Here is a 15,229-nt window from a genome sequence, read left to right as displayed (position 1 = left end):
CTTCCGCATTTGCAATTGCGTTATACAATACTCCCCTGAACTCAGCCTTAACTTTCCGGATTCATATTTATGTCACAAACAATCACGCTTTATGTCGATGGCGCCTGCAAGGGCAATCCCGGTTTAGGCGGATGGGGTGCATACATTATTACAGAATCTGCAGAGCATAAAATTTGCGGCGGCGAAGCGGAAACCACCAATAACCGCATGGAGCTGACTGCAGCGATTGAAGGTGTGCTGTTTTGCCCAATGGATGCCAAACTGATCATTTGGACAGATTCCAACTATGTCAAGCAAGGCATTACCGAATGGATTCACGGGTGGAAAAAGAAAAACTGGAAAGATGTCAAAAATCCTGACCTTTGGAAAAAACTGGATGCTGTATGCCAAGGCCGTGAGATTGAGTGGAACTGGATTAAAGGCCATGCAGGCCACGCCGGCAATGAAATGGCGGATCAGTTGGCCAACCAAGGCGCAGAAGAAACCGCAGCCCAGTTAAAAAACGGCAATGCCGTCGAAACTAAAAAAAAAGCGGAATCTGACTGGCTCTTGAATGATCCTTTTGGATTGGATGCCTCGGATGACGAAGAAGAATCTTCCGAAGATGAAATATACGATGCGGAGTCAACAGGAGCTGCGGGTGATGCGCCGATCAACACATGGGCTGAAGATGCGCTGGACGAGGCTGTTCCTGCAGACGCAAGCAGAATTCCTGCAAAGCAGGCATCAAACGCGCCGATTCATCCAGCAGTCGTGATTACACCCGCCACATTGGACCTGCAAGGCCCGCGCCAGCTGATTCTGGATACCGAAACCACCGGTTTTTATTTCCAGGACAGCGACCGCATTATTGAAGTCGGCGCAATCGAAATGATTAACCGCAAGCTGACCGGCAGTTCCATTCATATTTATATTAATCCGCAAAAGCCTGTGGGCGAATCTGAAAATATTCACGGCATCAGCGATGACTTTTTAAAAGACAAACCGCTGTATGCAGAAATTGCCGAGGCTTTATACGAGTACTTAAAAGGCGCAGAAATTATTGCGCATAACGCAACCTTCGATATGAACTTCTTAAATATGGAGTTCACCCGCGCCGGCTTTGGCGCGCTGTCGAATGTCTGCAAAGTGACCGATACGTTAAGCATGGCAAAAGCCAAGCATCCTGGGCAAAAAAACTCGCTGGATGCGCTGGTTCGCCGCTATGAAATTCCGCAGCGTGACCGTACTTTCCATGGCGCCTTGCTGGATGCGGAAATCCTGTCCGATGTTTATTTAGCCATGACTGGCGGGCAGGTTTCATTTGACATCGACGCCCTGACTCATTCTGAAAGCGCTCAAGGCAATGCGTCCAGACAGGCTGTGCAAATTGAGCTGCCTGCCATTATGCCAAGCGAAGAGGAATTAGCTGAGCATGAGAATTGGGTCAAACAATTTGAAGAAAAACATGGAACACCTTGCCTTTTCGCAAAATAAAATCTGAATTCCGTGTTACTTTTTGTATTTAAACCATTAAAACTTACGCTATAGTAAAACAAAAGATGGCCCGCCTGAACAAGGCGGTTCACAAACAAGATAAAACCCTAGGAAAGGTGCAGATCCATGTCCTACCAAACCTCTATTCATTTTGATCCAACGGCATTGCTGATAATAAAAAATGAGGTTGATAACTCGATCAAGTTAGTCGAATCAGCAGTCAGCACCTTAGTGGAAGACCAAACTTTGCCTTTCGGCATTGATGATGCGCTCAATCAATTCGAGCAATGCTCACAGGTTCTGGCGCTGATTGATATGTCCAGCCTTGCTAAAATTGCACAATATTCTGCAGAATTAATGCGCAAGATCATGGGGAATCCTGCCATCATTAACTCAACAGATGTGATTGCGCTCAGCGAAGGCACCACCATGCTGAAGCGCTATATTGAATTCATCTGCTTGCGTGAAGTCAAAATTCCGCAATTCTTATTAGATACGCTCAACCGTCTAGAATTGTCATTAGGTAAGCCGCTGACTTCTGAAGGCCAGCATATCGAGACCCTGCTTGACTCAATTACGCCAGATTTTGATTTGCCTCAAGCGCCGGCTTTGGAAAAATCAAAATATGTGCACCGACTGTATAAACTGGCTTTAAACAAGTTGCTGAAGCAGGAAGAAACTGAATCTGACCTGCAAGCCATTAAGCTGGCGGGCGCATATTTAGCAGGCATGTCTGAGAAGCACCCAAGCAAGCAGTATTGGAACCTGGTTTTTAACGCGTTTAATCAACTTGACCATTTGCTGCTCAGCGAACCCCGCCTGCGCACCTTCATCAGCATTGAACGCAATATGGCGCAATATTTCAGCGCGCCTGAACGCTATAAAGCATCGCTTGCGGATATTGCGAATGCGCTCAGCCTCTGCATCAGCCAAGAAGATGAAGTATCGCAGCATATCCGCGGCAAATTGAATATTGGGGACGACCTGCTGACTGATATCCAGCTTCAAGTCTTTAGCCGTCATTTGTATGGCCCTGATTTTGACACCATGCATACCATCAGTGATTTAGTCACTGCTGAAATGACGCAAATCCGCAATGATATTGAGTTCAACTATCAGAATATGACACCTGAAAAAATTCAGGAACTGCAAGCTAAACTGCTTCAGCTGGGCAATATTTTCAAAGTGCTGAACTTGAACGAAGCGCATAATGATCTGACTCGCCAAGCCGCATCCTTAAACCAAACAGAAATTTTGAAAGATGAAAACTTTGCGCAGCAGCTGATGAACTGCATTTTATCTGCCATGAATTCGATTGGCGTGCTGGAACGTCACCACACTTCAAGCCGTCTGCAGCTGCGTGTCAACAACATGAACATTTCATTAGACCGTTTAGACGAAGCGCATGAAGCGCTGCTGAATGAAACCAAGCTTTTGATTGATGCAGCCAGCCAGACTCTAGTTCAGTTTGTAAAAGATCAAGATCCTGCCCTATTGCAGACAATTCCTTCGCAATTGCGTGAAATTGGCGGCGCCCTGCTGTTCTTGAATGCTGAAACAGGCCGAGATGCGCTGAATGCTGCAGCGTCTTTCCTGCAAAACCGCATGGATGCAACCGATGCGATAGACGCGCAAAACATTAACCATGTTTTAGATACGCTGGCGAGCGCAGACATGCTGATCGACAATTTAAAGAACAAATTGCCTGTATTGCACACGATGTTTAAGGTAGCATTGGAAAGCAGTGATAAACTGAAATCTGCAGCCTAATGACCACACTCTCGCTTGCCTATATTTTCAAACAGCAGCAGCTGTTAGTCGATGAACATTATCAGCTTCCTCAAGTTGAAAGCCTGGCAAGCGATTTGCTGATCAGCGCGGGTGATCAAGTGATTGCCCGTGACCTTCTGGATCATGAGCCCATCCCTGACGGCTTGCAGCTCGTACCGATCCGCCAATTGCTCCAGCTTTGGAATATCAAAGAGTTTGAACAGGCCAGCCGCGCTATTCAGCTTTTAGAATGGCGCCGCAACCATAAATTCTGCAGCCACTGCGGACATAAAACCAATGTTCACGCCAGTGAATACGCCATGGTTTGCCCTTCCTGCGGCTATCATCAATATCCGCGTGTCAATCCCTGTGTCATTACCGTGATTACCCGCGGCCAAGATGAAATTTTGCTGGCCAAAAATGCCCGCAATAAAAACAGCGAAATGTACGGCTTAATTGCTGGCTTTATTGAAGTTGGAGAAACGCTGGAAGATGCTGTACGGCGGGAGACGCTGGAGGAGGTCGGTTTGACGCTGCAAAATATTCAATATCTTGCCAGTCAGCCCTGGCCTTTTCCAAGCAATTTAATGATCGCGTTTAAAGCAGAATACGCTGCGGGTGAAATTAAACTGCAGCCCGAAGAAATCAGTGATGCTGCCTTCTTTAAATTTGATCAGCTGCCGGAAATTCCATTTAAAGGCAGTATTGCTCATGCCATGATCATGCATGCGATTCATGGCACGGCTGTTGCAGATGATACGCAGGCTTGGCTTTAAGCTACAGCCAAATGCGTTTCAGCCGTTTATTTTAATGCATCGTCCAAGGCGCGCATAATAGCTGTTTTAGTGCTAAAAAAACGGCTGAACAAACTGGAAACAGAACCAATCATCGTAATATGCCCAACCCGCGGCACAGAAATCAGCTGGCTGTAATTGCCCCGCTCCCGCAGCTTGGCATCAAAATCCATGCTGTTGCTGTGCCCGACAATGTTGTCATTGGCTGCCGTAAACAAATAATGCTTAATGGTGTTTTGCTCCACAAAATAGTACGGCATTACCTGCTGATACGGCAGGTTCTGATCAAAGGCATCGGCGCAAAGCGGGTCGCCCTTATAATCAAAATGATAGGGCCCAGCTAAACCAATAATCGCCCGAATCTTATCCTTGCTTTGCAGCGGATACGGGTGCGGATTATACAGAGCCGACATGACATTGAATGCGCCTGCAGAATGCCCCATCAGCACAATGTTCTCGACGACTATCTGCAATTTTTGCTGTGACTGGCTGAGAAAATTCAGCGCCAGGCTCAAATCATCAATGTAACTTGGAAAGATATGCTTAGGCGCAAGATGGTAGTTAATCACCGCCACATCAAATCCTTCTTTGGCAAAAGCTTCGCCGATAAAGCTGTAATCCTTTTTATCCCCATGCATCCATGCCCCGCCATGCACAAAAACAATCAGCGGGCGCTGCTGGCGCGGCGCGCTGCTTCGGTATAAATCGAGCCGGTGGCGCGCTTTTAGGCCATACGGCACATTGTGCTGTACGGTATAGCCCTGCTTTGGCGTTAACCGGTTTAATGCATAACTGCCAAAGTCATAAATGCGGAAATTCCGATACATGAATTTCGCAAGTTCAATTTTCTGATGGAGCTGCTTTTTCCAGCTTTTCACATTAAGGTGCATTATTCGGTTCAGCTGTATCCGGGTCTATAGCAACGGGAGTTTGCGCTTCTACAGCGCCATTGACCATCGGTGCTGAAAAGCTTGACGCAGTTGAGGCTGGCGTAAGGCCTTGATCAATATTATCCACCAAAGTCACAATTTTGGTCACATTGCCCACTTGCTGCAGCACCTGATTTAAATCATTGATTTCTGCCGTATTCAAACGCCCCATGACATACAGGACGCCATCTTCGGTATGAATATTGACTTTGCTGTCCGAAACCACGGGCGCTTTCATAATCAGCCCGCGAGTATTCGCTGTCACAGCCGTATCTTGCATAATGGTGTTATAGTTGATCTGATTGCCGACAGTAATAAAGTTGTGAATGCTTTTCACATCACTCATGGCTTTAACATTGTCTTCAGCCAGCTGCTTAAGGTGCTCATCGGGAACCTGCCCCGTCAGCAGCACATTGCCATGAAAACTGTCGATGTTGACACGGGCCTGCTTAAAGCGCGCATCCAATTTATATAAATTAATTTTTGCTGTTCTAACAATTGAAGAATCAATAAAAACCTGACCTAAAGAACGCGCACCGCTTTCTGTGCCTACAGGCGCTGTGCCTGTACCGCCGGAAATAAAACTTGCGCATCCTGATAAACTTGCGACACATAACATTGTCATTGCAATACGCTTAACCACTCAGCATGACTCCTCAATATTTTTTTTCAGTCGATTTCTATCTATGCATTTACACAGTATATTTGTTCAAAGATTAATAAACTCTTGATCAAAAGTAAAAGCATTTTCTATCCATTGCAAATCATAAGTGAAATTGGAAAAATCATGCTGTAGTGATTTTGCAAACCGTTGATAAAAATCAAAACAAATCACATCAAAGCGGCAAAAATACTGTTGGAAACTAGGCTGTTCATTCAGAAAATACAGGGCAGTTTTTAGCATTTTACGCTGCTTATGTATAGAAACGGTTTCAGAAGCCTGTGCATATGCCGTTTTAGACCGCGCTTTGACTTCAATAAACAGCAGTTCCTGCCCGCGCTGCACAATCAGATCGATTTCACCAAAACGGCTGTGATAATTGGCCTGCACCAAGGAAAAACCCTGCCGCTCGGCCAATTTAAGCGCCTGCTGTTCAGCCCATTGCCCCATCTGCATCAATTCTGCTTCCTTTTAAAATGAATAAATTCAATGCATTTAAATGACCGTTACGCCTTTTCCTGTATTGTGATAGCAATGCGGTGTACGCTGAATGTGGTTGCCGTTAATTTGGATCAGCCCAGTTCTCCCCTCAAAAACCGCTTCTTTCAGTTTTGGGTTCTGCAAATACAGCTGCGCAATGCTCCATGCATCGCCGCCAAAGGCCAGCATGCGCTGATAAGGCATTGTGACCGGATGCTGCTGATAAGCGCTGTACAGTTCCGCCCATTGACCGCGATATAGCGCAGGCGTATCGCAGAATTTCATGCCTTTCGGAATCGGCTGATCTTCCTCAATGGCATTGGATACGGTATAAATCTGTTTTTTCGGCAATTTTTGCTGCCCATTCATCCACTCATTATTTCCCAGCAGCAGCAATGCCTGATGCCTTTTTAATTTTTTCGGCGGCGCGTGTACCACTTGCATTTGCAAGCCCGCCTGCGTGACCAAAGACATTAAGAACAGCTCATGCTCTGTTTCCGCACCCGGTTGACGCAGCACCAGCAGCTCCTGCATCCGGTCTTCCGCCAGTATTTTCTGCAAGGCTTGCGCATCATCTTTTTTCGCGAGGCTGAATTGCGTGATATTGCCCGCCTGCACGGCGCCTTCATTCAGTGTTAAAACCCGTATTTTAAGTCTGGCTTTCATCAGCGCATCCACCTCTGCGCGCGCCAAAGGCCCCACGATCAGCTTGGTCTTTGCTGTAATATTTTTCTTCAGTACTTTAGCTATGTGTTTTTGATCGGAATTCACAAATTTAAGGGGTTCTGAATGGCCAGACGCCGCATATGCGCTTTGAAAACCCAGCTTGATGCTCGATGCCGCTCGCGCCATGGGGCCAGATTCGGGTAAAATAACCAAAACCTCTGCTTGGGCGTAAGTCATCCCTCCCATCAACGCCAATACAAGTAAATTTTTCTTATTATTCCGCTTATTCTTAAACATGGAGAAACCTATGGGTGCTCAGTTATTTGTTGTTGCGACTCCAATCGGGCACTTAGATGATATTAGTTATCGTGCAATTAATGTTCTGAAGTCGGTTAATATTATTGCCGCAGAGGATACACGAACTTCTGCGCAATTACTCAAACACTTTAATATTCAAACACCGCTAACCGCCTGCCATGATCACAACGAAAGTAATAAAATTGATCAGCTGATTCAGCGCCTGAAAAATGGCGAAGATATGGCGTTAATCAGTGACGCCGGCACACCGCTGATCAGCGATCCGGGCTTTAAGCTGGTGCGTGCCGCGCAAGAACACCATATTCAAGTCATTCCTGTACCAGGTGCTTGCGCCGCCATTGCTGCGCTCAGTGCCGTGGGGCTGCCCAGCGACCGTTTCAGCTTTGAAGGCTTTTTACCGTCAAAACAGTCACAGCGCCTTTTGGCGCTGCACAAGCTGAAAGATGAAACCCAGACCATGATTATTTATGAAGCGCCGCACCGTATTGTCGCGTGTTTAAAAGATATGGCTGAGGTGTTTGGCGCAGAGCGGCCTGTCGGCTTTGCCCGTGAAATTACCAAGACCTTTGAAACCATTAAAAAAATGACGATGGGCGAATTGGTGACTTTTGTGGAATCTGACCATAATCAGCAAAAAGGCGAAATTGTCTTGGTGATTGGCGGCGCAACTGCAGAAAAAGATTTGGAACAGGAAAAGCTGGATCAATTGCTGACCCGGCTGCTGCAGGACTTATCGGTGAAAGCGGCCTCTCAGTTAGCCGCCGACTTAACCGGCATTAAAAAGAAAGTCGCCTATCAGCGCGCTTTGGAACTCACTCAAAACGCTGATGAATCCTAATCCGCAGAGTAAGATATAAGCGGCTCTGCGGATAAGAAAGGCATGTTCAATATTGGTCATGGATATGCTTTTCTTAGCACTTAAATATATAGAAACAGCGTCTAAGCAGCGGAATTATTGAGTCCGCATTTTAATCCTTGAGGGCGTGATGCCATACTTTTAGAATGATGGTCAGCACTTCAATAGCAATAACCGCATGATGGCAAAACTCACGTTTAAACCGGTCTATCTATTCAATCTCTTTTGGCTGACTGGACTGCTGCATATTTCATATTATGGCTCAAAGCCCTATCCGCATTATATTTTTGATCAGATGATGACACCGGATGCTCAGGCCGTATTCATCACTTGCGGTATTTTTTCGATTTACTTTATTGCCGGCAATATTTTGCGACTTACGCCTCTTTGGCAGACGCCGCGCTATTGGCCTTATATTTTTCTCAGCGCTATTTTAGTATTTCAAGCATTCATTGCCTTTATTAGGGCAATGCATGCTCCGCCTTACTGGGGAGCTCTGATCATCAACTGCATGTTTATGCTGCTGGCGCATTTTGTATTTTATCCGCTCTACGCCATCAGCAAAAAATACACACAAAAGAAAAACACTGCCTAAAAGCAGTGTTTTTTATCAGTCGTGCGCGTTTTCATCCGGCGGCACTTCAGTAATCCTGCCGCCGCGCGCCAAGAATGCTGCCACTTCATCTTCCAATGTCTGACGCTGTTTCAGCTTAGCAGTGACTGTCAATGTTTCCGCTTCTGCAACATCACCGTCAGATGCGCCTTCTGATGCATCTGAAGCGCCTTTTTCGGCTGCTTTCGCTTCATCATCATCTACTGCAGAATCTTCTGATTCATCATAATCATTCATTTCTGTCATCTTGCTCTCCCCACGAATGACTGCTTGTACTGGTCAGGCAAAAACCTGATTTTGATTTAGAAGAAATTTATCAATCTCTTTAGCTTTCGCATAGAGCTAATCACCATAAAATCGTATCTTTTTTGATCAAAATCGTAATCAGGCATTTACAGATGCTTAAAAAACTCGCTATTTCAGCTTATGCGCAATAACGGGTCTCTTTCAAAGAAGACAAGCCGCTGGCCTGAGCCATAAACGCGTCTTTTAAAATGTGCTGATTTTCGACTTGCTTCAAGCCAAAATTGCGCGCCCAAACCACGGGGAACAATGCTGTAGTTTCCAGCCAGCCAATAGCAGACATGCTGTGCATCATGGCATCATTTTGCCCTTTACGGCGGTGCTCATAGCGCTTTAAGGTCTGCTCATGCGCCCATACGCCGCGCGCCTTGTCATGCAGCAGCGCATCGCACAGCACAGCAGCATCTAAACATCCAATATTCACGCCCTGACCTGCCAGCGGATGAATCACATGGGCAGCATCGCCAATCAGCGCTAAACCGGCTTTTACATACTGCTGTGCCGCGCGCGCTTTCAGAGGGAATTTGGCCCGCGGTGTTGCATCCAGCACTTCTCCCAGCATGTGATGGCTTTCACGGGTTAAGAGCGCCTTAAAATCCTCATCGGATAAAGCTGCATATTCGTCTGCATAATCGTCTGGCAACGTCCAAACAATCGATTGCCAATAACCGTTTTGCTCAGCGCTTAAGCTCGCCATCGGCAAAAATGCCAGCGGCCCAGTTTCCAAGAAAATCTGACGCGCCATATGCAAATGCGGCTGCGCGGTGCGGATCGCGCAGCTGATGCCTGCCTGCTGATAATCCAGCACATCAATATCAATAAAAGCTTGTTCACGGACAAAAGAATTGGCGCCATCTGCCCCGATCACCAATTTGGTTTTCAGCTGAGTGCCGTCCGCCAAATGAATATGCCAAATGCCGACACCTTCTTCGACTCGAATGACTTTGACTTGAGTTCGATAGTCTTTAAGCTGTTCCAGCATTTGCTGCTGTATCGCCAAATTCAAAATGCTGGGTTCCACCATTGAACCCAGCGCCTGCTCTGCACTTGGGGTGCGCTCAGAAGCATGTCCAAAATTGATTTCGCCATAGCCATTTTTATTCCACACCTGCATGCCGCTATAGGGCATCTGGCGGGCTAATTTCTCCCAAACACCTGCTGTTTTCAGCAAATGAATAGTGGCTTGGCTTAGAGCCAGCACCCGAGGATTAGCTACTGCAAGGTTTTTCTCTGTATCTAAAATAGGCGCCGCATCTAAAACAGTAGCCTGTACGCCGCCTTGCGCTAACAGCAGCGCTGCTAAGCCGCCTACCAAACCGCCGCCAATAATGACCGCATCCAACACCTGATCATTCTTCATATTCATGCTTTCAGTCCCATTGCATAATTTGCGACCAAAGGCTTAATGCCGGGAATCGTGTCAAATGCCACCAATCCTGTGTTGCGGATCAGTTTTAAGATTGGATTTTGGTTGCTGAAACCGCGTACCACAGAATCACAGAATTTAATCACCCGCTGCTGATCGGTCATACGGGATTTTTCATAATCCAGCAGCATGGCGGCGTCCCCGAAGTCGGAGGCTTGAGTATTTTGCTCGATTAAATAGCGGCGCAGCACATAAGCATCCCGCATGCACAGGTTAAAGCCCTGTCCTGCAACCGGGTGAATGGTATGCGCGGCGTTGCCCATCAGTACGACACGGCCGACTGCCTGCTTTTCTGCCAATACTTGTGACAGCGGGAAACTGAAGCGCTTGCCCGTTTTTTGGAACTTGCCCGCGCGGTCGCCATAAGTCTGCTGCAAGGCATCTAAAAAGTGCTGATCATTTTCATCGCCCAGCCATTCGCCTTCTGTGCCTTTCTGCACAGGCCATACCACAGAACGACGGTATTCACCCGGCAATGGCAGCAGCGCTAAAGGCCCCAGCGGGCTGAAACGCTCAAAGCCAACATGGTTGTGCGGTTTTGAGGTTTGCACAGTGGTGACGATCGCCACTTGATCATAATCATGTTCAGATACGCCAATGCCTAAAGCTTTGCGGCAGAAGGAATCGCGGCCATCAGCCGCAATCACTAATTTTGACTGCAGTGCAGCCTTTTCTGCTCCGCGGATGGCTTCAATATATGCCCAATCTGCATCTTGAGTTAAAGAGGTGACTTGCACGCCATCAATCAGTTCAATCAACGCTTCTTGTTTAACTTGCTGCAAGAGCACACGGCCTAACCATGCATTTTCAATCACTTGCCCAAAGCTTTCGACTTTTTCTTGTTCTGCTTTTAAGCGTGCTTTGCCAAAACTGCCCTGTTCTGTAATGTGAACCTCATAAATAGGCGTTGCGTGTTCCTGCAAAGCATCCCAAAGGCCAAGTTCTTGATAAATCTGCACAGTACGGCGCGACAGTGCGCTGTTTCGCGCATCGAAACTGGAATGATAGGGAGCAAGATTGGCATCATCATAATCTGGATATTGAATCGCTTCGAGCAGCTTCACGCCAATATCTGCTTTTGCCAACATAAGCGCCAGACTCAGTCCGACCATACCGCCGCCAACAATAATGACTTCTTGCTGCATGCTTTCATCCTTTTTTATGAGGTACTCGAATTCAGGAGATTCATTCGAAATACGTATAATCTGTAATGGATTTTATATTACATCAAGGACATGCATTTTTATAATGAATTAGCAATTTGTTGCGGGGTTGAGTACTTAAACGATTCCAAGACAAGTCATTGTAATCTATAAATGATTGCTCTATATCGCAGGTTCGCTTCAAATTTTGGACATAAAAAAACTGAGCCTTCAATCTTTTAACGCGATGCTTAGATGCGAAAAAAGGTTTAGGCTCAGTTTAAAGTCATAAAGACTTTGAGATTAAGCTGGCAGTGAATACCAGTCCAGTCTTAGAAGGGCCATGCAGGTGTTGCATTGTTGCTCAAATCAATCCAGCGTCCTGCTGTCAGCGTATTATGTTTACCGACAGGTAATGCATAGTAGCTGTATGGCGCGATAGCCAAGCCCAAATCAGACACAGAATTCAATGCATCATTGCTTAAAGGAATACCATACATCCAGAAGATATTACGCATATCTTTGCCAATGATTTTTGAACTTAAAACATACAGCAAGTCGTGATTAGCAATTGTTTTTGCAGTTGCAGCAGTGTAGCGCCCCATCGCATATTTAGATGCACTATCAACAGTAAACGTTTTATTAACCAGGCGGTCGCCTTTAGTCAGCAATGCTAAATAATCCAAAGTTGACGTCATAGTCGGCTGGTTCAAGCCCACGCGGTATTTAGCAAACTGGAAGCCCAATTGGAAATGCAGTGTGCGCATTTTATTTTGATAGCCCATACTTGACCAAATGCGGTTTTGCATTTCTGTCAAATATGCTGCATTGCTTAAGCCAAGTTTACGCGCTGCGATAATATCGTTATATGTACCAGCATAATCCAAAGGATGGCCATTATCTACAGCAACACCTAAAGTTTCCAACACTCGCATTGCTGTAGCGCTAGCCAAAATATTGTTGTCACATTCAACGACACAGCCGTTAGTCCCATTTGGTGTAATACGCATAATACGTTGAACAGTATTATGGCCCATTTCATGCGCATAACCCCAGCCTAAGCCGACACCAGCAGAACCATCAATCGGGTTACCTGAACACAAGAAACCGCATGTAGCAATCCAGCCCACAAAGTGCTGCACCACCGGCTCTTTATGCACGCTGCCGTCACAAGTCCAGTCTAAGCCGCCACACACTGATGAAACCGTTGCAGTCATACCTGCATCATTATAGCCGTTGGTAATATGGTTACTCTTAAATAGCCCATCACGAATATATGTGTTGGCATAAGCTTCAGGCGCAATGCTGCCAATGGCAGTCTTAGCATACTTCATCACCTGCTGAATTTCGCCGCCAATCACTTTAGTCGTTTGCCAGCCGTATGTACCCGCAGTTAGAGCCGCAGCCGCATCAGAAATTTCACTAGTGCTAGGCTCTCGCGTATAGTCAAAGTGTGAATATTTCACCGTGCCTTTAATGCGCAATTTCACTACTGAATCTGCAGTCGCACCGCTATAATTCAGCATCAATGGACCGCCGTTTGGTGTTGTAAAATAGTTCACACCATTATTCAATTTTACTGTGAATGATTGAGGACGCAGCGGACGCGGGTAACGGTCCGATGCATCAGTCAGCGGATCACCCCATGTGCGCAACAAGCTGGTTTGCACACTAAGACTACCAACACCTGCTGCATCCACTACTTCAATTTCAACTGCTTTGCCCGGCAATGCGCCGCGGCCAATTAAAGTCACACCGCTGTTTTGCGGAATTGTGACTTCAACCACTTCAGCTGAAGTACTCGGTGTTAACAGCTGTGCAGAAGCTGGCATATAGTCGCCTTGACCAGTTGCAGTCGCAGTTGATGAACTTCGGGCATACCACTGGAAAGCATCACTTGCATAAGCTTTCATAAAGCTCGCAGGATTGCTGCGGCTGATTGAACCATATACTGTAGATGGACGCTCCATATCTGCCCAAAGCACTAACAAACGGTACAGCAGGTATGAACGGTCGCCGTCAAAAATATTAATATTTGAAGAGTTTAGCGTTGAAAGCTCAGTCATCACATTTGAAAACGGCGTAACAGGTGAAGTATCTTCCGTCAAATTCACTGCTGGATTGTCATTTTTTAGCAATTCTAAAGATGTAATCAAACTTGAGAATTTAACACCTGTGATCATCAAGTAATCGAGCGCTTCTGCTGTTGTTTTCCCTTCAACTTTGACGTTATTTTCACCAGCATAGTAATTACCTGGATAGCCGCCCATGGTCATACCCATAGCAGTTACTACCTGTCTGCCGCCTGCCGCTTCAGTCCAGCCCGGCTGCATGTACATGACAGATTTTCCAGCATCCAGATATTTACGCACCAGCGTACCCAATTCATTACTGGCAGCCACACTACCGCCAAACACAATCAAGTCTGCTTCTTCCCAGCAAGCATTACTGCTGTCCGTCACATTACAGTTAAGCGCCTGCCCTGCAGAACCAGTACGGGTAATGAACTTACTGACCGTTGCAGAATCATAACCTGCGGCCACATATTTAATGGTACTAGGCAAAGCCCCTGTTGCTGAGCCTGTGACTAACCATGTAAATCCGCGCAAGAAGAGTGGATAGTGCTGTGTTTCTTTATTGTTATTTGCCATCCAATTCAGCACATTGGCACCATACGCCATGCCACGGCCTTTGCCTAAGCTGGTCAAAGCTGCCATACCACGGCCACCGTTAGAAACAATATACGGAATCGCTGTTGTGGCAGACTGGACACCGATTGATGTACTGGTGCCTGTCCCAATGTTCAAGGTCGGATCAACATTGCCAGCGTAAATTGAGCTTAGTACACCGCTGATGTAATTATTTTGTGCATTAGCTTCAGTTATAGCTTGCTCTAAGAGCATCTTTTTATCTGTACTTTCTAAGCCTGAAACATTGCCGCTCAGCAATGCACTTGAAATCCGCTGATTTGTTGTAGGTGCGGGATTCCCTACTGAAGAACTCGTTTCACTCCCACTATTTTGTGAGCTGCTGTCAGCATTTCCACTTCCCCCGCCGCAGGCAACAAGACCTGCCATGCTGACCGCAAGGGCCATGCTTATCATCTGTTTCATACAATTACCACCATGTATCTTTCAATTTAATTCACTTTTTTATCAACTCATGCATCAATTCATTGATTTTTGATCGTGGGAGAAGCGGTCAAATAAGTAAACGCAATAAGCCTGTACGAAACTTATAAACTAGACACTCCTAAACCATAGATACCTAATGGCTGGCGAAAAAACTTCATCAGGCATAGACGATTTAAATCACCACAAGAGAACAAAAAAAAACATCAAATTGTTTGATTTATCCAATATTAAAAGCATCTTAATTTTATGTATGTTTTTTACAAATTTCAAATATTATCATATAGATAAACAACATTTATTAGCACCAAACAAATCATAATTAAATATTAAATCGAGATTCATTTATCAAGTTTACAGCTTAAATTTGACACACCACACAAGCAATTATATTTCACCTGCTCAATTGAATATTTACGATAAAAAGACAATATAAAACACACAAATTATCATCCATAATTTGCACTCATCACCTCTATAGATCAGAAGTGTGAACTGCCATTAAAATTACAATCATTATTCTTTTTTTTAGTTTTTGATCAAACACCTAGTCTTTTTAATTTTTGTAAAATGACTGCGATTTAGCTCGATATAACAGGCTACCAGCAACACAATAATCAAAATAGATAAGTCATAAAAATGGTGATGAAAATTTAAATACTCA

At 45.6% G+C, this 15,229-nt stretch carries 13 protein-coding genes; 5 read left to right on the top strand and 8 right to left on the bottom strand.

Features of this window, described 5'->3' with window-relative positions; genetic code table 11:
• The first annotated feature begins 69 nt into the window (after positions 1-69).
• The 3 genes from dnaQ to nudC all read left to right on the top strand — a co-directional run bounded on the left by dnaQ (position 70) and on the right by nudC (position 4,022).
• The gene (gene dnaQ / locus OKC24_RS01410) at positions 70-1,476 is read left to right on the top strand and encodes a DNA polymerase III subunit epsilon (protein WP_131276313.1); all 1,407 of its coding nucleotides are present in this window, start codon (positions 70-72) and stop codon (positions 1,474-1,476) included.
• 126 nt (positions 1,477-1,602) lie between these two features.
• A complete protein-coding gene (locus tag OKC24_RS01405) occupies positions 1,603-3,246 on the top strand; it encodes a chemotaxis protein (protein WP_130147710.1) in 1,644 nt (547 codons plus the stop codon).
• Positions 3,246-4,022 (top strand): NAD(+) diphosphatase, encoded by a 777-nt coding sequence (nudC, locus tag OKC24_RS01400; RefSeq protein ID WP_265464572.1) that lies wholly within the window; start codon positions 3,246-3,248, stop codon positions 4,020-4,022. The genes OKC24_RS01405 and nudC overlap by 1 nt, the downstream gene beginning before the upstream one ends.
• Positions 4,023-4,048: 26 nt before the next feature.
• On the opposite strand, the gene OKC24_RS01395 is transcribed toward nudC, so the two are convergent.
• The 4 genes from OKC24_RS01395 to OKC24_RS01380 form a co-directional block, all read right to left on the bottom strand.
• Positions 4,049-4,930 (bottom strand): alpha/beta hydrolase, encoded by an 882-nt coding sequence (locus OKC24_RS01395; protein ID WP_130147714.1) that lies wholly within the window; start codon positions 4,928-4,930, stop codon positions 4,049-4,051.
• The gene (locus tag OKC24_RS01390; RefSeq protein WP_130147716.1) at positions 4,920-5,612 is read right to left on the bottom strand and encodes a BON domain-containing protein; all 693 of its coding nucleotides are present in this window, start codon (positions 5,610-5,612) and stop codon (positions 4,920-4,922) included. Before OKC24_RS01390 ends, OKC24_RS01395 begins: the two co-directional genes overlap by 11 nt.
• Before the next feature lie 66 nt (positions 5,613-5,678).
• Positions 5,679-6,086, bottom strand: a complete 408-nt coding sequence (locus OKC24_RS01385; RefSeq protein WP_130147717.1) for a YraN family protein — start codon at positions 6,084-6,086, stop codon at positions 5,679-5,681.
• A 39-nt stretch (positions 6,087-6,125) separates the two neighbouring features.
• The gene (locus tag OKC24_RS01380; protein WP_265464571.1) at positions 6,126-7,073 is read right to left on the bottom strand and encodes a penicillin-binding protein activator; all 948 of its coding nucleotides are present in this window, start codon (positions 7,071-7,073) and stop codon (positions 6,126-6,128) included.
• Between the two features lie 10 nt (positions 7,074-7,083).
• Here OKC24_RS01380 and rsmI point away from each other — a divergent pair, with 10 nt between their 5' ends.
• Both rsmI and OKC24_RS01370 read left to right on the top strand, forming a co-directional pair.
• Positions 7,084-7,932: a 16S rRNA (cytidine(1402)-2'-O)-methyltransferase gene (rsmI, locus tag OKC24_RS01375; protein WP_130147721.1), complete on the top strand. Its 849-nt coding sequence runs from the start codon at positions 7,084-7,086 to the stop codon at positions 7,930-7,932.
• Positions 7,933-8,128: 196 nt separating this feature from the next.
• Positions 8,129-8,545, top strand: coding sequence for a hypothetical protein (locus OKC24_RS01370; protein ID WP_131276315.1), 417 nt, complete (start codon positions 8,129-8,131; stop codon positions 8,543-8,545).
• 15 nt (positions 8,546-8,560) lie between these two features.
• Here the strand turns inward: OKC24_RS01370 and OKC24_RS01365 are convergent, their stop codons facing one another.
• The 4 genes from OKC24_RS01365 to OKC24_RS01350 all read right to left on the bottom strand — a co-directional run bounded on the left by OKC24_RS01365 (position 8,561) and on the right by OKC24_RS01350 (position 14,547).
• The gene (locus OKC24_RS01365; RefSeq protein WP_005008401.1) at positions 8,561-8,809 is read right to left on the bottom strand and encodes a hypothetical protein; all 249 of its coding nucleotides are present in this window, start codon (positions 8,807-8,809) and stop codon (positions 8,561-8,563) included.
• A gap of 178 nt (positions 8,810-8,987) precedes the next feature.
• Positions 8,988-10,226, bottom strand: coding sequence for an FAD-dependent monooxygenase (locus OKC24_RS01360; protein WP_171457756.1), 1,239 nt, complete (start codon positions 10,224-10,226; stop codon positions 8,988-8,990).
• Positions 10,227-10,228: 2 nt separating this feature from the next.
• Positions 10,229-11,437 (bottom strand): 2-octaprenyl-6-methoxyphenyl hydroxylase, encoded by a 1,209-nt coding sequence (gene ubiH, locus OKC24_RS01355; RefSeq protein ID WP_130147727.1) that lies wholly within the window; start codon positions 11,435-11,437, stop codon positions 10,229-10,231.
• A gap of 329 nt (positions 11,438-11,766) precedes the next feature.
• On the bottom strand, positions 11,767-14,547 hold the full coding sequence (locus OKC24_RS01350) for an ImpA family metalloprotease (RefSeq protein ID WP_130147729.1): 2,781 nt from the start codon (positions 14,545-14,547) through the stop codon (positions 11,767-11,769).
• Positions 14,548-15,229 lie beyond the last annotated feature (682 nt).

The organism is Acinetobacter entericus (genome assembly GCF_026168575.1).
In the GTDB taxonomy this organism is placed as follows: domain Bacteria; phylum Pseudomonadota; class Gammaproteobacteria; order Pseudomonadales; family Moraxellaceae; genus Acinetobacter; species Acinetobacter bouvetii.
Note: the sequence above shows the minus strand (reverse complement) of the source record. Positions and strands in the feature narration are given on the sequence as shown.

Bases quoted from the DNA above. Each gene is read 5' to 3' on its own strand.
- dnaQ (WP_131276313.1), top strand. From the start codon at position 70: ATGTCACAAACAATCACGCTTTATGTCGATGGCGCCTGCAAGGGCAAT.
- OKC24_RS01405 (WP_130147710.1), top strand. From the start codon at position 1,603: ATGTCCTACCAAACCTCTATTCATTTTGATCCAACGGCATTGCTGATA.
- nudC (WP_265464572.1), top strand. From the start codon at position 3,246: ATGACCACACTCTCGCTTGCCTATATTTTCAAACAGCAGCAGCTGTTA.
- OKC24_RS01395 (WP_130147714.1), bottom strand. From the start codon at position 4,930: ATGCACCTTAATGTGAAAAGCTGGAAAAAGCAGCTCCATCAGAAAATT.
- OKC24_RS01385 (WP_130147717.1), bottom strand. From the start codon at position 6,086: ATGCAGATGGGGCAATGGGCTGAACAGCAGGCGCTTAAATTGGCCGAG.
- OKC24_RS01380 (WP_265464571.1), bottom strand. From the start codon at position 7,073: ATGTTTAAGAATAAGCGGAATAATAAGAAAAATTTACTTGTATTGGCG.
- rsmI (WP_130147721.1), top strand. From the start codon at position 7,084: ATGGGTGCTCAGTTATTTGTTGTTGCGACTCCAATCGGGCACTTAGAT.
- OKC24_RS01370 (WP_131276315.1), top strand. From the start codon at position 8,129: ATGATGGCAAAACTCACGTTTAAACCGGTCTATCTATTCAATCTCTTT.
- OKC24_RS01365 (WP_005008401.1), bottom strand. From the start codon at position 8,809: ATGACAGAAATGAATGATTATGATGAATCAGAAGATTCTGCAGTAGAT.
- OKC24_RS01360 (WP_171457756.1), bottom strand. From the start codon at position 10,226: ATGAAGAATGATCAGGTGTTGGATGCGGTCATTATTGGCGGCGGTTTG.
- ubiH (WP_130147727.1), bottom strand. From the start codon at position 11,437: ATGCAGCAAGAAGTCATTATTGTTGGCGGCGGTATGGTCGGACTGAGT.
- OKC24_RS01350 (WP_130147729.1), bottom strand. From the start codon at position 14,547: ATGAAACAGATGATAAGCATGGCCCTTGCGGTCAGCATGGCAGGTCTT.